This is a genomic window from Aureimonas ureilytica DSM 18598 = NBRC 106430 (genome assembly GCF_000382705.1).
Taxonomy (GTDB): domain Bacteria; phylum Pseudomonadota; class Alphaproteobacteria; order Rhizobiales; family Rhizobiaceae; genus Aureimonas; species Aureimonas ureilytica.
On the sequence record NZ_ARQE01000006.1, the window covers coordinates 96,612 to 117,716 of the forward strand.

A 21,105-nucleotide genomic window follows, 5' to 3' on the forward strand; every position below is an offset into this window, starting at 1 on the left:
ACCCGTTCCTGGGGAACCGTCAATGCTGGACCGCACCGCTCCGCCGCTGCTTTCGCTGATTCGCCGACGCCGGCCCGGCTACACGCTGGAAGCCCCGTTCTACACCAGCCCCGAGATCTTCGCCGCCGATCTGGAGGCGATCTTCGAGCAGACCTGGCTCTTCGTCGGCGTCGAGCCGGATGTACCCGAGCCGGGCGACGCGATGACGGTGGATATCGGCGCGAACGCGATCCTGATCGTGCGCGACGACGACATGCAGGTCCGCGCCTTCCACAATGTCTGCCGCCACCGCGGCGCGCGCCTCGTTCACGACGAGAAGACGACCGTCGGCAATCTCGTCTGCCGCTACCATTCCTGGACCTACGATCTCTCCGGCGCGCTGATTCATGCCGAGCACATGGGCGAAGGTTTCGACCGCAAGTGCCATGGCTTGAAGCCCGTCCATATCCGTTCGCTCGAAGGCCTGATCTTCATCTGCCTCGCGGACGAGCCGCCGGCCGATTTCGACGAGATGGCCGCCGCGATGGGTCCCTATCTCGCGCCGCACGACATCCGAAACAGCAAGGTCGCCTACCAGCACGATCTGATCGAGCCGGGCAACTGGAAGCTGACGATGGAGAACAACCGCGAGTGCTACCATTGCGGGGCGAACCATCCCGAACTGACCGTGCCGCTCTTCGCCTACGGCTTCGGCTTCGCGCCGGAAGAGCTGGACGAAGCCGAGCGCGCCCAGGCCGAGCGCTACGGCTGCCTCGTCGACAACAGCCATGCCGACTGGGAAAAGGCGGGCATTCCGAGCCGGATGCTGGAGCATCTGGACGACATGGTGACGGGCTATCGCACTGAGCGCCTGCCGCTCGACGGTGACGGCGAGTCCCACACGATGGACACCAAGGCGGCCTGCCGCATTCCCATGGGCCAGTTTCCGAGCGCCCGGATGGGCGGCCTGCATTTCTGGACCCAGCCCAATTCCTGGCACCATTTCATGGGCGATCACGCCGTCACCTTCTCGGTGATCCCGATCGACGCCGAGCACTCGCTCCTGCGCACGAAATGGCTGGTCCATAAGGACGCGGTGGAGGGCGTGGATTACGACCTCGAAAATCTCATCAGCGTCTGGATGGCCACGAACGCGCAGGATTCCGAGCTCGTCGGCTTCTGCCAGAAGGGCGCGCGCACCGCCGCCTACGAGCCCGGCCCCTATTCGCCGCACACCGAGATGCTCGTGGAGAAGTTCTGCAACTGGTATGTCGGGCGAATGCGCGCGCATTTCGACCCGTCCGCCCCGGAAGGCTGAGGGCCGCGCCATGGACACGCCCAACGCTCCCCAGCCGACCGGCTTCCACCATTGGGACCCGGAAGAGGACGACGTTCTCGTCTGCCGCGCCGTGCGCGAGGAAACCGCCGACGTGAAGACCTTCGTCTTCGCGCCGCGCACCCGTCGGCAATTCGTCTTCGATCCCGGCCAGTTCCTGACCTTCGAATTCGAGATCGACGGCGAGACCATCTATCGCTGCTACACGATCTCCGCCTCGCCGACCCGCCCCGACACCTGCGCCATCACCGTGAAGCGCGTGCCGAACGGCCCGGTGTCGAACTGGCTGCACGATCATTTCAAGCCGGGCATGAGCCTCAAGGCCACCGGCCCGATGGGCGAGTTCTCCTGGGCGCGCCATGGCTCGGCGACGGGCAAGTATCTCCTGGTTTCGGGCGGCAGCGGCGTCACGCCGATGATGTCCATGACCCGCTCGGCCTACGATCTGGCGGAAATCCGCAACGTCGTGTTCCTCCACGCCGCGCGTACGCCGGCCGACATCGTGTTCGAGGACGAACTGGCCGTGATGAGCCGACGCAACCGCTCGATCCGCGTCGCCCATATCTGCGAGGCGGACGCGCCCGGCCATGGCTGGACCGGCTTTCGCGGCCGCCTTACGCTCGGCATGCTGGAAGCCGCCGCGCCGGATTTCCGCGAGCGCGAGGTCTTCGTCTGCGGCCCCGTGCCCTTCATGTCGGCGGTGCGCGCGATCCTCAAGGAGGCCGGGCTCGACATGAGCCGGTATCACGAGGAAAGCTTCAACTTCGAGGACCTGTCGGCCGGCGCGCAGGCCGAGGTGCAGACCGCGACCGACGAGATGGCGCCCGCCGCGCGCACCTTCCGCATCGAATTCGCCAAGACCAAGCGCGTGGTGGAATGCCCGGAGGACATGCCGATCCTCGAGGCCGCGCGGCGCGCGGGCCTGCGCCTACCCTCCTCCTGCACCAAGGGACTGTGTGGCACCTGCAAGTCCAAGAAAGTGTCTGGTGACGTCGAGATGAACCACCAGGGCGGCATCCGGCAGCGCGAGATCGACGCCGGCCAGATCCTCATCTGCTGCGCCCAGCCCCGCTCCGACGTCGTGATCGAGCGGTGACGCCATGGGCGCCGGCGCACCCCCGCTTGCCAGCCTCACCCGCTTCGGCTTCCTCACCCTTTCCAACTATTCGCTGATCGCCGTTTCGGCCGCCATCGAAGCCTGCCGCATGGCGAATTATGTCGCCCGGCGCGACGTCTATTCCTGGCAGGTGCTGACGCTCGACGGCACGCCGGCCAAGGCCTCGGGCGGGCTCGCCCTCGGGCCGACCGTCCCGCTTGCCGAGGCCGGCCCCCTCGACGCCGTCTTCGTGTGCGGCGGCATCGACGTTCGCCATGCCGTGGACCGGCGCACGCTGGAGGAGCTGCGTCGCCTCGCCCGGCGCGGGGTGCCGCTCGGCGCGCTCTGCACCGGCAGTTTCGCGCTGGCCGACGCCGGACTGCTCGATGGCTATCGCTGCGCCATCCATTGGGAAAATCTCGGCGCGATCCGGGAGGAGTTCGAGAACGTCGATTTCGTCGACGATCTCTTCGTGATCGACCGCGACCGCTTCACCTGTTCGGGCGGCTCCGCGCCCTTCGACATGATGGGCGCCTTTATCGAGGCCAAGCTCGGGCGGCCCGTCGCCGAGCGCATGTCCGAACAGTTCGTGCTGGATCGCCTGCGCGGCGGGGCCGAGCCGCAGCACGCGCCGATCCGCTCCAAGGGCCTGCGCCATCCCGCCCTGGAACAGGCCGGCGCCTTGATGGCCAAGACGATCGGCGCGCCGCTGACGGTCGCGGCCGTCGCCGCGCGGGTCGGCCTGTCGCCGCGCCAGCTGGAACGCCTGTTCCGGCACCACACGGGCCTCGGCCCGGCAGAATTTTCGATGGCGCTGCGGCTCGACCATGCACGCGAGCTCCTGCGCCAGTCCGATCTTGCCGTGACGGCGGTCGGCGTCGCCTCGGGCTTCGTGTCCTCGGCGCATTTCTCGGCCGCCTATCGGCGGCGTTTCGGTCATGCCCCGCGCACCGAGCGCGGCGTCGGCCGCCTGTCTCCTTCCCCGTCCGTTCCGCTCGCGGAGTCCGTGCCATGATCGCTCATGCCGAAGCCCTGCTGAAACCCCTGACGATCCGGGGCGTGACCTTCCGAAACCGCGTCATGTCCACGAGCCATGCGCCGGGCTACGGGCAGGACGGCAAGCCGCAGGAGCGGTACCAGCTTTATCACGAGGAAAAGGCCAAGGGCGGCATCGGCCTTACCATGTTCGGCGGCTCGTCCTCCGTCGCGATCGACAGTCCGGCCACCCCTTGGGCGCAGATTTCGCTGACCGACGACAGCGTCGTCCCGTATTTCCAGAGCTTTGCCGACCGCATCCATCGCCACGGCGCGAAGCTGATGATCCAGGTCACGCACATGGGTCGGCGAACGAAGGACAACACCGACAACTGGATGCCGACCATCGCGCCCTCGGTGCGGCGGGAGCCGGCCTCCCGCTCCGTTCCCAAGGAAATGGAGAAGGAAGACATCCAGCGCGTCGTGCGCAGCTTCGCCGAAGCCGCGCGCCGCGCCCGCGAAGGCCGGCTCGACGGCTGCGAGATATCAGCCGCGCATGGCCATCTCGTGGACCAGTTCTGGTCTCCCTCGGTCAACCAGCGGACCGACGAATATGGCGGCTCCCTCGAAAACCGGATGCGCTTCGGCATCGAAGTGTTGGAAGCCATGCGCGAGGCGGCCGGGGAGGACTTCCTGATCGGCATGCGCATGTCCGGCGACGAGATGGTCGCGGACGGGCTCAGCCAGGAAGATCTCATGACCATCGCAACGGAATATTCCCGGCGCGGGCTCGTGGACTTTCTCAACGTCATGGGCGGTCAGGCGCGCGACCACATCGCCCATGCCGTGTCGCTGCCGAACATGAGCTTTCCGGTCGCGCCCTTCCTGTTCCTGCCGAGCGCGGTGAAGCGCGAAGTGGACGTGCCGGTGTTCCACGCCCAGCGCGTGACCGACCTCGCCACCGCCGCGCGCGCCGTTCACGAAGGCCATGTCGACATGGTCGCCATGACGCGCGCCCATATCGCCGATCCGCATCTCGTGAAGAAGCTGCAGGAAGGCCGCGCCGACGACATCCGCCAATGCGTGGGCGCGGGCTACTGCATCGACCGCATCTATGTCGGCGGCGACGCGCTCTGCCTGCAGAACGCGGCGACGGGCCGCGAAGCGAGGATGCCCCATGTCATTCCGAAATCGGACGCGCCGGGCAAGACCGTCGTCGTCGTCGGCGGCGGTCCGGCCGGGCTGGAAGCGGCGCGCGTTTCGGCCGAGCGCGGCCATCGCGTCGTTCTCTTCGAGAAGCAGGCGCAGCTCGGCGGCCAGATCAACGTCGCCGCCAAGGGCACGTGGCGCGAGGCGCTGTCGGGCATTCCGCGCTGGCTGCGCTCGCAGGTGACGAAGCTCGGCGTCGATGTCCGGCTCGGCGCCGAGGCGACAGAGGCCGCAATCCTCGCGGAAAAACCCGATGTGGTGATCGTCGCGACGGGCGGCCTTCCCAATCTCGGCCATGCCAAGGGCGCGGCGGAACACGTGATCTCGACCTGGGACGTCTTGAACGGCAAGGTCGAGCCGACAGGCTCCATCCTCCTCTACGACGAGCAAGGGCAGCACAACGCCGCCTCCACCGCCGAGTTCATGGCCAAGCGCGGCTGTCTCGTGGAGATCGCGACGCATGACCGGATGATCGGCGAGGAGATCGGCACCACCAACCAGCCGATCCACATTCGCGAACTCTACAAGCTGGGCGTCATGATGACGCCGAACATGGAGCTGATCGAGGTCTATCCCGAAGGCAACCGGCTGGTCGCCGCGCTGCGCAACACGCATACCGACGCCGAGGAAGAGCGCGTGGTGGACCGGGTCGTGGTGGATTACGGCACGCTGCCGGTGGACGGGCTCTATTTCGACCTGAAGGCGCAATCCGCCAATCGCGGGCAGATCGATCAGGACGCCCTCGTCGAAGGTCGGCCGCAGCCCAAGAGTGGCGACGGGTTCCAGCTTTTCCGGCTCGGCGACGCCGTCGCCGGGCGCAACATCCACGCCGCGCTCTACGACGCCCTTCGTCTCTGCAAGGATCTGTAACGATGGGCGGCGCGCTTCGCCCCCGCAGCCGGAGGAGCCTCGCATGAGCTTCGCTCTTCCGCTTCTCGTTCTCGCGATGATCGCGCTGGCGGCCACCCGTTTCGCGCCCCGCGTGGCGCTCTGGCGGGCGGGCCGCGCCGCGCCGGTGGATTGGGCGCGAGGCCTCGCCGCCGTGCCGCGTCGCTATCTGGTAGACGTGCACCATGTCGTCGCGCGCGATCCCTATGCCGCGCGGATGCATGCGGCGGTGGCGGGCGGTCTGATCGGGGCCACCGCGCTGGCGCTGATCGGTTTCGTGCCGCCGCTCGGTGCGTCCCGCCTCTTCTGGGGTCTCGTCGCGATCCTGTTTCTGTCGATGCTCGGCGGCGCGCTGGCGGTCGGCGCGCGGCGCGTGCCGCAACGGCCGAAACGCCTGTCGGGCGGCGCGTTTCAGGTGCTTCCCGTGCTTCTGCTCGCCTATGCGTTCGGCGGAGCACTCGCGGCGGGTTCGCTCGCGCTCGCGCTGCCCTCGGCCGTTTTCGCGCTCGGTCTGATCATCGCCGCCTTCGGCGGGCTCGGCCTCGCCTGGCAGACCGGGAAGGGGCCGATGCGCCATGCGCTGACGGGCGCCTTGCATCTCGCCGCCCATCCGCGGTCCGGCCGGTTCGAGGGCCAGCGCGAAACGGCGCTTCGCCCGCTCGATCTCGATGCCCCGAAGCTCGGCGTGGAGGCGCCTGCGGATTTCTCCTGGAACCGGCTTCTGGGTTTCGACGCCTGCATCCAGTGCGGGCGCTGCGAAGCCGCCTGCCCGGCTTTCGCAGCGGGCCAGCCGCTCAACCCGAAGCGCCTGATCCAGGATCTCGCCGCGTCCATGACACCGGGCGGCAACCCGTCCTATGCCGGCAGCGACTATCCGCAGGCCCGGCCGGTGGCCGGCGTCAGCGGGTTCGGTCAGGCCATCATCGGCGCGGACGCGATGGTTCATCCCGACACGCTGTGGAGCTGCACGACCTGCCGCGCCTGCGTCGAGGAATGCCCGATGATGATCGAGCATGTCGATGCGATCGTCGATCTCCGGCGGTTCCAGACCTTGGAGCTTGGCGCGGTTCCCGAAAAGGCCGAACTGGTTCTCGCCGACATTCGCGGCGCGGACGAGCCCGGCGGTGCCCCGCTCGGCGCACGCGCCGACTTCGCGGGCGGCCTCGACGTGCCGCTCATGGCGCGCAAGGGCGAAGCGGACGTGCTGCTCTGGCTCGGGACCAACGCCTTCGACATGCGCACCGGCCGAACACTCCGGGCGCTGGTGCAGCTTCTCCAGGCGGCGAAGGTCGATTTCGCGGTTCTCGGCGAGGAAGAGCGCGATTGCGGCGATCTCGCCCGCCGGCTCGGCGACGAAGCGAGCTTCCAGCGGCTGGCGCGGCTGAACGTCGAAACGCTGAAACGCTATCGCTTCCAGCGCATCGTCACCGCCGACCCCCATTCCCTTCATGTGCTGCGCAATGAATATCCGGCCTTTGGCGGCCAATTCGACGTCGTCCACCACACGGCCTATCTGGACGAGCTGGTGGAAGCCAGGCGCTTGGCCCTCCGCGCGCTCGGGCCGACGCCCGTGACCTATCACGACCCCTGCTATCTCGGACGTTACAATGGCGAGTTCGACGCGCCGCGTCGGCTCCTCGACCGGCTCGGCCTGGAACGGCGCGAAATGGAGCGCTCGCGCAAACGCTCCATGTGCTGTGGCGGCGGGGGCGGCGCGCCGGTGACCGACATCGCGGGCGAACAGCGCATCCCCGACCTTCGCATGGCGCAGGCCAAGGACACGAAAGCCGAACTCGTCGCGGTCGCCTGCCCGCAATGCACGGCCATGCTGGAAGGCGTCGTGGGCGACAGGCCGGATGTGTTCGACGTCGCGGAACTCGTTCTGCGCGCGCTCGACACCGCGCCCGCCGACGCCGTGAAGCCGGCCCGGATCGGGGAGCCCGCCTGATGCGCCCGCGCCGCGACCCACGCACGGAGCGCGCCTCCCATCTCGTCACGCATGGCGACGGGCGCCCCCGCTTCGATCTCGCCGTGCGCAGCGGCCGACCCCGGCGCGACCCACGCGGCGAGATGGCGGCGCAGGTGGTTCGGCATCAGCCGCGCCTGCGCCTCGACCGGCTCCAGCACGGCGCGGCGAGCTCGATCGCGCCCGCCGCATCGTCACCCACCGCAAAGCCGGTTGCGGCGATCGTCGCGGTCCCGGATACGGCGCTCCGCGCTCTCGTGATCGCCGATCCCGGCAAGGGCGGGCTCACCGCCCTCGATCGCCAACTCCTCGCCGCCGCGCGACTGGCCGTCGGCAAGGAAGGCGGCGTCGTTCTCGCCATCGACCGCGCGGTGGAGGACGCGGGCGAAGCGGGGGCGGACCGCGTCGTGCTCCTACCCGACACACTGCATCCGGCGGATCGCTTCGACGCCGTCACCACCCTTCACCGCGCCCTCGCATTGCCGCATCTCGTCCTGCCGGAAACAGCCGCTGGTGGCGATCTCGCGCGGCGTCTCGCAGCGCGGTTCGGCCTGTCCTTCTTTCCCGGCGTCGAGCAGATCGGCGCGCGCGGCATGGTCCGCGCCGTTCGCGGCCGCAAGGTGGACCAGGAGCGCGCCGACCTTGCGAGCGTGATCACGCTCATCCCCGACATGGTGCCGCAGCGCGCCGACGCACCGCGCGGAGCCAAGGCGATCGCTCTCGACCTCGCCCCGCCGTCGCGGCAGGTGGAGCGCGTGAAGCCCGAGCGCGGCTCGCTCTCCCTCATGGACACGGATTTCGTCGTCTCTGCCGGCAACGGCATCCGCGACTTCGACCTGTTCCGCGCCGTGGCCGCTGCGCTCGGCGGCACGCCGGGCGCGAGCCGCGTCGTCTGCGACAGCGGCGACATGCCCCGCGCGGCGCAGGTCGGCGCATCGGGAACGGTGCTCGCCGCCGACTGCTATCTGGCGCTCGGCATCGCCGGCGCGCCGCAGCATCTCCAGGGCATCGCCGGTTGCGAGCATGTTCTCGCCGTCAACACCGATCTTCACGCCGCGATGGTGGAACGCGCCGAACTCGCCATCGTCGCGGACGCCCATCCGGTGATGGAAGCCTTGCTTCGGCTCTTGAAGGAGGACGCATGAGGATCGCCGTTCTCCTCTCCGCCAGCCTGCATCCCACGTCCGGGCAGCCGGCTCTGGCACGCACCGAAGCGCAAGCCGTGGCGCTCGCCTTGTCGCTCGGCGGCGAGGTCGTCGGCTTCCACGCCGGCCCGAGCCTCGAGGCGCCGCGTGCCGCGCTGGGGCACGGTCTGCCGCGTCTTGTTCATCTTCGCGTCCCCGAAGGCAGCGATCCCGTTCCGGCGCTCGCGGAAGCGCTTGCCGAGTTTCGCCCCGATCTCGTTTTCGCCGGCCCTCGCTCGGTCGGCGGCGACGAAACGGGCCTCGTCCCCTATCGCCTCGCCGAAGCCTTGGGCTGGCCGATCCTTGCCGACGTCCTGAACCTTCGCGCCGATGCGGACGGGTTCGACCTCGCCTGCGCGCTTCCCAAGGGCGAGCGACTTCGCCTGCGCGAAACCAGTCCTCTGGTCGCGACGATCCACCCCGCCGCCCCGCCGCCCCGGCCCTATGCCTTCGCGCAGGAGCGACGCGGCGCGATCGACGTGCGGGACGGCGTGGCGAGCGAAGCGGCGTCCGAGCGCCCGCAGGAGCGCGCGATGCGCCAGCGCGCCAAGGTCAAGCCGGGCGCGGCCGGCGGCAGCGCGGCGGATCGGCTTCGCGCCGCGACGGAAAGCGCGAGCGCCAAGGGCGGTCAGCTTCTCGTCGATCCCGACCCGGAAACGGCGGCCCGTGCGATTCTCGCTCATCTGCGGGCCATCGGCGCGGTGCCGGGCGGCCGGTCCGCCCTTTAAGCCGAAGCGGCTACATCACCCCTTGCGCGGGCGCCGGCAGGAAGGCGACGCGCTCATAGGGCACGTCGGCGCGCGGCAGCGCCTCGCGCCCGCGAATGATGTCGGCGGCCTTCTCCGCGATCATGATCGTCGGGGCGTTGAGATTGCCGGTCGTGATCGAGGGCATGATCGAGGAATCCACGACGCGCAGCCGGTCGACGCCGATAACGCGCGTCTGCGGATCGACCACCGCGAACGGATCGGCCGCATCCCCCATCCGGCAGGAGCAGGACGGATGATAGGCGCTTTCCACATGCTCGGTGATGAAGGCGTCGATTTCCTCGTCGGTCTGCACCGCCTCGCCCGGCTGGATCTCGCGTCCGCGATAGCGATCGAAGGCGGGCTGCGAGAAGATCTGCCGCGTCAGCCGCACGCAGGCGCGCATTTCCGCCCAATCGTCCGGGTGGCTCATATAGTTGAACAGAATGCGCGGCGGCTCAGTCGGGTCGCCCGAGGCCAGCCGCACATGGCCGCGCGATTTCGAGCGCATCGGCCCGACATGGGCTTGGAACCCGTGCTCGGAGGCGAGCCCGCGCCCGTCATAGGTCACGGCCAGCGGCAGGAAGTGGTATTGGATGTCGGCATGCTGGACATCGGGCCGCGAGCGGATGAAGCCGCAGCTCTCGAAATGGTTGGTGGCGCCGAGCCCCTTCTTGGTGAAGAGCCAGCGCGCGCCGATCGCGCCCTTGGCGAAGGGCGTCATGGCGGAAAACAGCGTGATCGGCAGTTGGCAGGCGACCTGGAAGTAGAATTCCAGATGATCCTGCAGGTTCTCGCCGACGCCCGGCCTTTCCGCGACGATTTCGATCCCATGGTCCCTAAGTTCGGCCGCCGGACCGATGCCCGACAGTTTCAGGAGCTTGGGCGAATTGATCGAGCCCGCCGACAGGATGACCTCGCGCCGCGCGAAGGCCTGTCGCTCCTCGCCGCCGACGCGATAGAGAACCCCGGACGCGCTCTTGCCGTCGAACAGAACCCGCTCCACCAGCGCGTGAATCTCGACCTTGAGATTGGGCCGCCCGAGCGCCGGCTTCAGATAGGCATTGGCGGTGGACCAGCGGCGCCCTTCATGGACGGTCATGTCCATGCGGCCGAAGCCTTCCTGCGTCGCTCCGTTGATGTCCTGGTTCATGGCGTGACCGGCTTGCCCCGCCGCTTCCACGAAGGCCTCGTAGAGCGGGTTTTCGAGTGTGCCGTAGGTCGTGTGAAGCGCGCCCTCGTCGCCGCGATAGGGGTCGCCGCCCGTCCGGCGATGTTCGGCCTTGCGGAAATAGGGCAGGACGTCCGGGTAGCTCCAGCCCGCCGCTCCTTCCCGCTCCCAGCGGTCGAAATCGGCCGGCGCGCCGCGTACATAGACCATGCCGTTGATCGAGGACGATCCGCCCAGAACCTTACCGCGCGGGCAATTCAGCCGGCGGCCGCCGAGATGGGGCTCGGGCTCGGACCAATAGCCCCAATTGTACTTCTTCATGTTCATGGGAATCGAAAGCGCGCTCGGCATCTGGATCAGGAGCGAGCGGTCCGAGCCGCCGAATTCCAGGAGCAGAACCGTGGTCCGGCCATCCTCGGTCAGCCGGTTGGCGAGCACGCAGCCCGCCGAGCCGGCTCCGACGATCACGTAATCGAAGCTTTCGACCCTCATCGCCTTCTCCGATCAGTAGGGTGCGTCGACGCGCCCGAGATTGACATAGACGCTCTTGGCTTGCGTATGCGCGATGAGCGCCGAGCGGCCGTTCTCGCGCCCGAGGCCCGACTCCTTGGCGCCGCCGAAGGGCAGTTCGATCGGCGTGATGTTGTAGGTGTTGATCCAGGTCGTGCCGGCTTCGAGCCGCGCCACGACCCGGTGCGCGCGCGCCAGATCGCGGGTGAAGACGCCGGCCGCGAGGCCGAAGCGCGTGTCGTTGGCGCGCGCGATCACCTCGTCCTCGTCGCGGAACGACAAGACGGTCATGACCGGACCGAAGATTTCCTCGCGCACGATGCGCATGGAATCCGCGCAGCCGTCGAAGATCGCGGGCCGCACGAAGAAGCCCTTGCCGAGACCGTTCGACGTCACCCGCTCGCCGCCGGCCAGAAGAAGCGCGCCTTCGCGCTGGCCCTCCTCGATATAGGACAGGACCTTCAGCATATGCGCTTCGGAGATCAACGCGCCGACCTGCGTGGCGGGATCGCAGGGGTCCCCGACGACCATGGCGCGGGTGCGCGCGGCGAGCTTGTCCAGAAAGGCGGCGCGGACATCGTCGTGGACGAAGACGCGCGTTCCGTTGGAGCAGACCTCGCCCGCCGAGTAGAAATTGGCGAGCATCGCCCCGCCGACCGCGTCGTCGAGATCGGCATCGGCGAAGACGATCAGCGGCGACTTGCCGCCGAGTTCCAGCGTCACCTGCTTCAGCGTCGCGCTCGCATCCGCCATCACCTTCTTGCCGGTGCCGACCTCGCCGGTCAGCGAAATCTTGGCGATGCCCGGATGGCGCGACAGAAGCCGCCCGGTTCGCCCATCCCCCTGCACGACGTTGAAGACGCCCGCCGGCACGCCGCATTCGGTCATGATCTCGGCGAGTTTCAGGGCGGTCAGCGGGGTGAGTTCGGCCGGCTTGAAGATGACGCTGTTGCCGGCGGCCAAGGCGGGCGCGGCCTTCCAGCAGGCGATCTGAAGCGGATAGTTCCAGGCGCCGATGCCGGCGACGACGCCGAGCGGCTCGCGCCGGACATAGCCGAAGGCGTTCGGCCCGAGATCGACATGCTCTCCGGCGAGGCCGGCGGCGAGCCCCGCGAAATATTCGATGCAATCGGCGCCGGACAGAACGTCCACGGCTTCGGTTTCCTGGATGGGCTTGCCGGTGTCGCGCGTTTCCAGAAGCGCCAGCTCGCCATTGCGCTCGCGCAGACGCGCGGCGACGCGGTTGAGGATGCGGCCGCGCTCGGCGCCCGTCTTCGCACCCCATTCGCGCTGCGCCTCGCGGGCCAGGGCCACCGCGCGATCGACCTCCGCCTCGCCGGCGATGGCGATCTCCGCGAGGATTTCCGACGTCGCGGGATTGATGGTGGTGAAGGTTTCGGCGGCGGGATCGAGGGCGGAATAATCTCCGCCGACATGGCTGGTCAGGACCCGCGTACCGTCCAACCGGCGCGGCTTGGGCTTGGCGGCGTCGCGCGGGCGGGCCGAGGCGATCTGCGAGTCGGCAAAGGCGGTCGCGATCGAACGCGCGGACAGACTGTCGGTCTCGCCGACATCCGACAGCGTCGAGCGCAGCCAGAGCCCGTCGATCACGGCGGCGATCGCGACGGCGATGCGCTTGGCGTCCTCGTCGCTGCACAGCGCCTTCAGATCGAAGCGCAGGTTGGACAACATGCGCCGCTGATAAACGCGCTGAACGCGCTTCAGGCGCGGCGAATGGAGGACCTGCCCCCAGAAGGCGAGCCAGACGGAGCAGGTCCGGGCGTCGAACTCCTCGGGGGCGAGATTGGCGTCGATGACGGCCTGAATGCGCTCGCGAGACCCTTCGGCGCGCGCCAGGCGCAGCCGGGCGCTGTCGGACACACGGCTCGCCAGATGGCGAAGCGTGGCTTCCAGCAGGCCTTCCTTGTCCCCGAAATAATGCGCCACCAGCGACGGCGCGACGCCGGCCCGGCCCGCGATCTCCGACAGGCTGGAAGCCGCGAAGCCGACATCCGCGAGGGCGTCGATCGTCGCCTCCACCAATTGGCGACGGCGCTGGTCTTCGGTCCCGAATCGGGTCACTGTCTCTGTGCGAGCCATGGTTTCGTCTCCACCTCATCCCGCCGATAGCAAAAATTGATCGTTCATTCAATCAGCGGATCGAGCCGTTCGGCGGCCCTGAGGGATCGACAGGTGCCCTGCGGATGCGCAACTATTCATCATGCACCGCACAAATATCACGCAGTCGCTTGCAGGGTTTTCACCCATTCGAGACGGTGCGCTCAACAATTGAACGGATGTTCAATTTGCACCTTGACAGCGCGGAGGATCGATTGCCGAATGCGCATCTATGGGTCGATTGTTCGACCGATCAACGATCGACATCGTGTAGTTTGCGCCCACGAGACCAACCGTCCCCTCGATAGGAGCATATCGAATGATGATGTCCCGCCCTATGACAAAGGCTTGCCTCGCCCTCGCCTTCGTCGCCTGCGCGCTGCCGGCAAACGCGGCCGATCCGGCCTCGTGCCGGGCGGTGCGCTTCGCGGATGTCGGATGGACGGACATCACGGCGACCACCGCGTCCGTTTCCACAATTCTCTCGGCGCTCGGCTATCAGCCGAAAACCGACATTCTCGCCCTGCCCGTCACCTTCGCCTCGCTGAAGAACGGCGATATTGATGTCTTCCTCGGCAACTGGATGCCGACGATGGAAGCCGATCTCGCCCCCTACAAGAAAGAGGGCTCGATCGAGACGATCCGCGTCAATCTCGAAGGCGCCAAATACACGCTCGCGGTTCCGACCTATCTCTACGACCAGGGCCTCAAGAGCTTTGCCGATATCGCCAAGTTCCAGGATCAGCTCGACGGCAAGATCTACGGGATCGAGCCGGGCAATGACGGAAACCGGCTGATCCTCAAGATGATCGAGGAGAACAAGTTCGGCCTCGGCAAGTTCGAGCTCGTGGAATCCTCCGAGCAGGGCATGCTGGCACAGGTGGCGCGCCAGACGCGCGGCGACAAGCCGATCGTCTTCCTCGGCTGGGAGCCCCATCCGATGAACGCCAATTTCAAGCTCTCCTACCTGTCGGGCGGCGACGACGTGTTCGGGCCGAACTATGGCGGCGCGACGATCTACACGCTGGCGCGCAAGGGCTTGAGCGAGGAATGCCCCAATCTCGGTCAGTTCCTGAAGAATGTCGTCTTCTCGCTGCCGATGGAAAACGAGATCATGGGCGCCATCCTCAACGACGGGAAGACGCCGGACGCCGCCGCCAAGGATTGGCTCTCCAAGCATCCCGATAGCTGGAAGCCGTGGCTGCAGAACGTCATGAGCTTCGACGGCAAGCCCGGGCTCGAAGCCGTGAGCGCCGCTCTCGCGGACTGAACCATCCGCATTCGCATGCGGCGCTCCCGCCGGGAGCGCCGGCCATCTCGACCCGCATTCGCGGGCGCGGTCTGGCGCCCGAACCCCACTCGCAAGGATCGTCCGGAATGCTCGACTGGATCGCCGATCACAAGATTCCGCTGGGGCTCTGGCTCCGCGATTTCGTGAACCAGTTGACCACGCACGGGCAGAATGTCTTCGACACGATCTCGCTGGTCCTCGGCTCGCTGATCGACGGGCTGACCAGCCTCCTGTCGGCCGTGCCGCCGCTCGTCTTCATCCTGCTCGTCGCGGGCGGCGCCTGGCTTCTCCACCGGTCGCTGGCACTGGCCGGCTTCGCCATCCTGTCGCTGCTTCTGATCGTCAATCTCGGCTATTGGACGGAAACGATCCAGACACTGTCGCTCGTGTTCTGCGCGACGCTCGTCTGCGTGGTCATCGGCGTGCCGCTCGGCATCGCCGCCGCCCATCGCCCCTGGGTCTACACGGCGCTGCGGCCCTTTCTCGACCTGATGCAGACGATCCCGACCTTCGTCTATCTGATCCCGACCCTCGTTCTCTTCGGCCTCGGTGCCGTGCCGGGGCTCATCTCCACCGTGATCTTCGCCGTTCCCGCGCCGATCCGGCTCACCTATCTCGGCATCTCGGCCGTGCCCTTGAGCCTTCGCGAGGCGGCCAGCGCCTTCGGCGCGACCAAGCGCCAGCTCCTGTTCAAGGTCGAACTGCCGCACGCGCTGCCGACGATCATGGCCGGCGTCACGCAATGCATCATGCTGAGCCTCTCCATGGTCGTGATCGCCGCGCTCGTGGGCGCGGACGGCCTCGGCAAGCCCGTGGTGCGCGCGTTGAACACGGTCAATATCGGCATGGGCTTCGAAGCGGGCCTCGCCATCGTCATTCTCGCCATCCTGCTCGACCGCATCTGCAAGGCGCCCGAGCCGCGCCGCGCGAAAGGACGCTGACCATGACCGCCGATGAGCGTCCCGCGATCGAATTCCGCAATGTCGATATCGTCTTCGGCGACAAGCAGGCCGAGGCCCTTCGGCTGATCGATGCCGGAAAGACGCGCGACGAAATCCTGAAGGCGACGGACTCGGTTCTCGGCGCGGCGGGCGTCAACCTGTCGGTGCGTCGCGGCGAGATCTGCGTGCTCATGGGTCTGTCGGGCTCGGGCAAGTCCACCATTCTGCGCGCCGTGAACCGGCTGAACGAGGTGGCGAGAGGCGAAGTCCACGTCCTTCACCGTGACCGGCCGGTGGATGTCGCGCGCTGCGACGAGCGTGTGCTGAGGGACATCCGCACCCACACCGTCTCCATGGTGTTCCAGCAATTCGCCCTCCTGCCCTGGCGCACCGTCCGTCAGAACGCAGGGCTCGGGCTGGAGCTTCAAGGCCTGTCAGTCAGCGAGCGCAACCGCATCGTGGACGAGAAGCTCGCGATGGTCGGCCTCACCAAATGGGCGGACAAATACGCCCACGAACTCTCAGGCGGCATGCAGCAGCGCGTCGGTCTCGCGCGCGCCTTCGCCACCGACGCCGACATCCTTCTCATGGACGAGCCCTTCTCGGCGCTCGATCCGCTGATCCGTGCCAAGCTTCAGGACGAGCTTCTCGAACTGCAGCAGTCGATCCGCAAGACCATCCTTTTCGTCAGCCACGATCTGGACGAGGCGATGAAGCTCGGCAACCGGATCGCGATCATGCAGGACGGACGGATCGTTCAGGCGGGCCAGCCGGAGGACATTCTCCTCTCGCCCGCGACGCCTTACGTCGCCGAGTTCGTGCGGCACATGAACCCGCTGAACGTCCTTCGAGGCTCCGCCGTCATGCGGCCGGTGCGCGCCATCAAGCGCGAAGCCGGCGCGCTGCTTCTCGACGAGGCCGGCGGCGTGCGGCTTGAGGTCGACGCGTCGGATCGTCCCGTCAGCGTTCACATCGAAGGCCATGGCGGAACGCTCGGCCATGCCGATGGCGACGAGGGACAGGTCGATCACCCCTGCGACGTCATCGTCGCGCCGGTCGATCTGAAGCTGCGCGCGGCGATCGCGCTGAAGCGCCAGACCAACCACCCGATCCTCCTCGTGGACGATCTCGGCCGCCTCGCCGGCCTGTGCGACGACGAGGAAATCTATCGCGGCCTTCTCCAGCGCTCGGAGCCGCGCGCCTGAGCGCGGCTCAGGCGTCGCGCGTCCAGTCGAAGGTCAGCTCCTCGCGGAAGGCGAAGCGGGTGATGTGATCCGCGACGACGCGCTCCAACTGATCGAGCGCGGCCGCATCCTCGGCGCGCAGCGCGACCGTCAGCCGATCCGAGGCGGCGTCCATCACGGTGACCCCGCTCGGCAGCGTGATTTCGCCATGCTCGGGCGTGAACTCCACTGGAAACTTGTGTGCCCAATGCTTGCAGAGCTGCTGGAGATAGCGGCTCGCGTGTTCGGTCGAAACCTCGGCTCGGCTGGTCGGCATATTCATGACCTCTGTCGTCAACTTATGCCGCTCGTCCTACAGGAGGATCGAGGCGCTGTCCTCCGCGTTTGCCAGGGCCTTGATGTGAGCGCCAACAAAAAAGGTGCCGGGATCGCTCCCGGCACCTTCGCATTCGCCCGCAAGGCTCGGAAATATCAGGCCTTGTTGCGGTTGTAGACGTCGAAGCAGACAGCGGCGAGAAGCACGAGGCCCTTGATGACCTGCTGGTCGTCGATGCCGATGCCGAGGATCGACATGCCGTTGTTCATGACGCCCATGATGAAGGCGCCGACCACCGCGCCCATGACCTTGCCGACGCCGCCATAGGCCGAGGCGCCGCCGATGAAGCAGGCCGCGATGACGTCGAGCTCGAAGCCGACGCCGGCCTTCGGCGTGGCGGAGTTGAGGCGCGCCGCGAAGATCAGGCCGGCGAGCGCGGCCAGAACGCCCATGTTGACGAAGGTGAAGAAGGTCAGGCGCTCGGTGCGGATGCCCGAAAGCTTGGCGGCCTTCTCGTTGCCGCCGACGGCGTAGATGCGGCGGCCCGCCGTGGTGCGCGTCGTCATGAAGCCATAGACCGCAATGAGCAGCGCCATGACGATGAGGACGTTCGGGAAGCCGTTATAGGACGCCATCAGATAGGTGATGAGCATGATCGCGGCGGCGATGAAGATATTGCGGCCCGCGAACAGGCCCATCGGCTCGTCCACGTGACCGGCCTTCGCCTGCTTGGCGCGCTTGCGCATCGACAGGACGACGATCGTTCCGGCGGCAATGGCACCGATCAGAAGCGTCGTCATGTGGAGACCGCCGGTGCCGCCGAGGAAGTCCGGGATGAAGCCCTTGGACAGCTTCTGGAAGCCTTCCGGGAACGGGCCGATCGAGGCCGAACCCAGCACCTTCAGGGTGAGGCCGCGGAACACCAACATGCCCGCCAGCGTCACGATGAAGGACGGAACCTTGAAATAGGCGACGAGATAGCCCTGCGCCGCGCCGATCAGCGCGCCCGCGAGAAGGCCGATGCCGGCCGCCGTCAGGCCGCTGAAGCCGTGGTTCACCATCAACACGGCGCCGAGACCGCCGATGAAGCCGGCGACCGAGCCGACCGACAGGTCGATATGGCCGGTGATGATGATGAGCAGCATGCCGATCGCCATGATGACGATGTAGCTGTTCTGCAGGATGAGGTTCGTCAGGTTCAGCGGGCGCATGAGAACGCCGCCCGTCATGAACTGGAAGAAGGCCATGATGACGACCAGCGCCATCAGCATTCCGTATTCGCGGATATGGCCGCTCAGCACGCCCCAGGCGGCACCCTTGCCTCCGCCCCGTTCTGTCTCGTCGACGGTCTTAATGCTCATGGGTCTGTGCTCCGGAGCGAATGATGGCTCGCATGATGTTTTCCTGGGAGGCTTCGGCGGCCGTCATCTCCGCGACGATCCGGCCTTCGTTCATCACGTAGATCCGGTCGCACATGCCGAGCAGCTCCGGCATTTCCGACGAGATCATGAGAACGGCCTTCCCTTCATCAGCCAGCTTGTTGATGATCGAATAAATCTCGAACTTGGCGCCGACGTCGATGCCGCGCGTCGGCTCGTCGAGGATCAGAAGATCGGGGTTCGAGAAGAGCCATTTCGACAGAACGACCTTTTGCTGGTTGCCGCCCGAAAGGTTGAGGGTCTTCTGCAGAATGCCCGAGGAGCGGATCTTGAGCTGGCGGCGGTAATCCTCCGCCACGTCCTGCTCCTTGTGCGGATCGATGATGCCGCCCGAGCTGACGCCCTCCAGATTGGCGAGCGAGATGTTCTGCTTGATGTCGTCGCTGAGGATCAGGCCGAGATGCTTGCGGTCCTCGGTGACATAGGCGATGCCCGCGTCGATCGCGCGGTTGATGGTCGAGACGTCCACGGGCTTGCCACCCATGCGGACTTCGCCCGACACGTTGCGCCCGTAGGAGCGGCCGAACACGCTCATGGCGAGTTCCGTGCGGCCCGCGCCCATCAGGCCGGCAATGCCGACGATCTCGCCGCGCCGCACGTTCAGCGACACGTTCTTCAGAACCTGCCGGCTGGAATTCAGATGGTGATAGGCATTCCAGTCCTTCACCTCGAACAGCATCTCGCCGATCTTGGGCTCGCGCTTGGGATAGCGGTCCTCCAGCGAGCGGCCGACCATGTCTCTGATGATGCGGTCTTCCGAGATGGGTTCTGCGCGGCAATCGATCGTGGATACCGTCGTTCCGTCGCGGATGACGGTGATGGAATCGGCGACGCGCGCGATCTCATTCAGCTTGTGCGAAATGATGATCGAGGACATGCCCTGCTTCTTGAACTCCAAGAGGAGATCGAGCAGCGCCTGGCTGTCGCTTTCGTTCAAGCTCGCGGTCGGCTCGTCCAGAATGAGGAGGCGCACCTTCTTGGCGAGCGCCTTGGCGATCTCGACCAGCTGCTGCTTGCCGATGCCCAGATCCTTGATCAGGGTCATCGGGGATTCCTTGAGCCCGACCTGGGCCAGCAGTTCGCGCGTGCGCGCGTGCGCTGCGTCCCAGTCGATCACCCCCCACTTCGCGACCTCGTTGCCGAGGAACATATTCTCGGCGATCGACAGGAGCGGCACGAGCGCCAGCTCCTGGTGGATGATGATGATGCCGAGCTTCTCGGAATCGGAAATGTCCTTGAAGGACCGCACTTCGTTCTCGAAGTGGATGTCGCCCTCGTAGGTGCCGTGCGGGTACACGCCCGACAGCACCTTCATCAGCGTCGACTTGCCGGCGCCGTTTTCGCCGCAGATGGCATGGATTTCGCCGGCTTCGACCGAAAGATTGACGTTGTCCAGCGCCTTCACGCCTGGAAACGTCTTGGTGATGCCGCGCATTTCTAGAATGGGAGCCATCGGCGACCTCGAATCCTGTTGGCCACACCCCTCGCTTCGGGGCGTCGGCACGTATCGAAGACGGGGCGAGGGAAAGCCCCCCGCCCCGCCGGATGCTGACGTTACTTGATTTCGTCGGCCTTGTAGTAGCCGCTGTCGACCAGCGCCTGGGTCACGTTGTCCTTGGTGACGAGGACCGGCTTCAGGAGGTAGGACGGCACGGTCTTGACGCCGTTCTCGTAGGTCTTGGTGTCGTTGACCGGAACGTCCTTGCCGGCGGCCATCGCGTCGACCATGTCGACCGTGACCTTGGCCAGCTCGCGCGTGTCCTTGAAGATCGTCGAGGTCTGGTTGCCGGCGAGGATCGCCTTCACCGACGGCAGCTCGGCGTCCTGACCGGTGATGACGGGCATCTTCTTGTCGCCCGAACCGTAGCCGACGCCGCGCAGCGAGGAGATGATGCCGATCGACAGGCCGTCATAGGGCGAGAGAACCGCATCGACGTTCTTGTCGGTGTAGTAGGCCGACAGGAGGTTGTCCATGCGCGCCTGGGCGACCGAGGGGTCCCAACGCAGCGTGCCGACCGTGTCCATGCCCTTCTGGCCCGACGGGATCACGAGCTTGCCCGAGTCGATGTAGGGCTGCAGCACGCTCATCGCGCCGTTGTAGAAGAAGAAGGCGTTGTTGTCGTCCGGCGAGCCGCCGAAGAGCTCGATGTTGAAGGGACCCTTGCCGTCCTTCAGGCCGAGCGAGTCGACGATCGACGTCGCCTGGAGCACGCCGACCTGGAAATTGTCGAAGGTCGCGTAGTAGTCGACATTGCCCGAATTGCGGATCAGACGGTCATAGGCGATGACCTTGATGCCGCTGTCGGCGGCCTGCTGAAGGACGTCCGTCAGCGTCGTGCCGTCGATCGAGGCGATCACGAGCACCTTGGCGCCCTTGGTGACCATGTTCTCGATCTGCGAGAGCTGGGTCGGAATGTCGTCTTCGGCGTACTGGAGGTCGGTCTTGTAGCCGCGCTCCTGGAGCACCTTCACCATGTTGTCGCCGTCGGCGATCCAGCGGGTGGACGACTTGGTCGGCATGGCGATGCCGACGACGCCCTTGTCCTGCGCGAAAGCGCCCGACATCAGCGTGAGACCGAGGGCGACGCCCGCCGCCAGGATCTTCAGAGACTTCATGCTTCTCCCCTTTGAAAGACGCGCCACGGCCCGGCCGTCGCGCGAGTTCGCGACCCTCCTCCTTCCGCCCCTCCAGCCCGCGCCTATCTAAGGTCGCGGCCATCCCGAACGGCCGTAGGAAGACGATCGTAGCCTCGGCG

16 protein-coding genes are annotated in these 21,105 nt (G+C 66.8%); 10 read left to right on the plus strand and 6 right to left on the minus strand.

From position 1 onward, the window contains the following. The first annotated feature begins 22 nt into the window (after positions 1–22). The 7 genes from B146_RS0114090 to B146_RS0114120 are packed head-to-tail and all read left to right on the plus strand — an operon-like array spanning position 23 to position 9,361. On the plus strand, positions 23–1,297 hold the full coding sequence (locus B146_RS0114090; protein ID WP_019997095.1) for an aromatic ring-hydroxylating oxygenase subunit alpha: 1,275 nt from the start codon (positions 23–25) through the stop codon (positions 1,295–1,297). Positions 1,298–1,307: 10 nt separating this feature from the next. Beyond that, positions 1,308–2,411: an FAD-binding oxidoreductase gene (locus B146_RS0114095; RefSeq protein WP_040408626.1), complete on the plus strand. Its 1,104-nt coding sequence runs from the start codon at positions 1,308–1,310 to the stop codon at positions 2,409–2,411. A 4-nt stretch (positions 2,412–2,415) separates the two neighbouring features. Continuing rightward, complete coding sequence (locus B146_RS0114100; protein WP_019997097.1) at positions 2,416–3,426, plus strand: GlxA family transcriptional regulator; 1,011 nt, start codon at positions 2,416–2,418, stop codon at positions 3,424–3,426. Next, entirely contained in the window at positions 3,423–5,465 is a 2,043-nt protein-coding gene (locus B146_RS0114105; RefSeq protein ID WP_019997098.1) for an NADH:flavin oxidoreductase, read from the plus strand. Before B146_RS0114100 ends, B146_RS0114105 begins: the two co-directional genes overlap by 4 nt. A gap of 43 nt (positions 5,466–5,508) precedes the next feature. Beyond that, positions 5,509–7,431 carry a (Fe-S)-binding protein gene (locus tag B146_RS0114110; protein ID WP_019997099.1) on the plus strand — a complete coding sequence of 641 codons (1,923 nt, stop codon included), beginning with the start codon at positions 5,509–5,511 and terminating at the stop codon, positions 7,429–7,431. Further along, positions 7,431–8,594: an electron transfer flavoprotein subunit alpha/FixB family protein gene (locus B146_RS0114115; RefSeq protein WP_019997100.1), complete on the plus strand. Its 1,164-nt coding sequence runs from the start codon at positions 7,431–7,433 to the stop codon at positions 8,592–8,594. The genes B146_RS0114110 and B146_RS0114115 overlap by 1 nt, the downstream gene beginning before the upstream one ends. Beyond that, positions 8,591–9,361: an adenine nucleotide alpha hydrolase family protein gene (locus B146_RS0114120; RefSeq protein ID WP_019997101.1), complete on the plus strand. Its 771-nt coding sequence runs from the start codon at positions 8,591–8,593 to the stop codon at positions 9,359–9,361. The genes B146_RS0114115 and B146_RS0114120 overlap by 4 nt, the downstream gene beginning before the upstream one ends. 10 nt (positions 9,362–9,371) lie before the next feature. Here the strand turns inward: B146_RS0114120 and betA are convergent, their stop codons facing one another. Together betA and betB are read right to left on the minus strand one after the other, a co-directional pair. Further along, complete coding sequence (gene betA / locus B146_RS0114125; protein ID WP_019997102.1) at positions 9,372–11,042, minus strand: choline dehydrogenase; 1,671 nt, start codon at positions 11,040–11,042, stop codon at positions 9,372–9,374. 12 nt (positions 11,043–11,054) lie between these two features. After that, positions 11,055–13,160, minus strand: a complete 2,106-nt coding sequence (gene betB, locus B146_RS0114130; protein ID WP_051091576.1) for a betaine-aldehyde dehydrogenase — start codon at positions 13,158–13,160, stop codon at positions 11,055–11,057. A 355-nt stretch (positions 13,161–13,515) separates the two neighbouring features. On the opposite strand from betB, the gene B146_RS0114135 reads away from it, so the two are divergent. The 3 genes from B146_RS0114135 (at position 13,516) to choV (ending at position 16,615) form a co-directional block, all read left to right on the plus strand. Then, entirely contained in the window at positions 13,516–14,448 is a 933-nt protein-coding gene (locus B146_RS0114135; protein WP_019997104.1) for a choline ABC transporter substrate-binding protein, read from the plus strand. Between the two features lie 107 nt (positions 14,449–14,555). Further along, entirely contained in the window at positions 14,556–15,410 is an 855-nt protein-coding gene (gene choW, locus B146_RS0114140; RefSeq protein ID WP_019997105.1) for a choline ABC transporter permease subunit, read from the plus strand. A 2-nt stretch (positions 15,411–15,412) separates the two neighbouring features. After that, a complete protein-coding gene (choV, locus tag B146_RS0114145; RefSeq protein WP_019997106.1) occupies positions 15,413–16,615 on the plus strand; it encodes a choline ABC transporter ATP-binding protein in 1,203 nt (400 codons plus the stop codon). Positions 16,616–16,622: 7 nt separating this feature from the next. Here choV and B146_RS0114150 read toward each other — a convergent pair whose 3' ends face one another. From B146_RS0114150 to chvE, 4 genes are all read right to left on the minus strand, one after another. Beyond that, positions 16,623–16,910, minus strand: a complete 288-nt coding sequence (locus B146_RS0114150; protein ID WP_026358608.1) for a DUF2218 domain-containing protein — start codon at positions 16,908–16,910, stop codon at positions 16,623–16,625. 155 nt (positions 16,911–17,065) lie between these two features. After that, a complete protein-coding gene (gene mmsB, locus B146_RS0114160) occupies positions 17,066–18,271 on the minus strand; it encodes a multiple monosaccharide ABC transporter permease (protein WP_019997108.1) in 1,206 nt (401 codons plus the stop codon). After that, the gene (gene mmsA, locus B146_RS0114165; RefSeq protein WP_026358609.1) at positions 18,261–19,802 is read right to left on the minus strand and encodes a multiple monosaccharide ABC transporter ATP-binding protein; all 1,542 of its coding nucleotides are present in this window, start codon (positions 19,800–19,802) and stop codon (positions 18,261–18,263) included. Before mmsA ends, mmsB begins: the two co-directional genes overlap by 11 nt. A gap of 101 nt (positions 19,803–19,903) precedes the next feature. After that, positions 19,904–20,965, minus strand: a complete 1,062-nt coding sequence (gene chvE, locus B146_RS0114170) for a multiple monosaccharide ABC transporter substrate-binding protein (protein WP_019997110.1) — start codon at positions 20,963–20,965, stop codon at positions 19,904–19,906. Positions 20,966–21,105 lie beyond the last annotated feature (140 nt).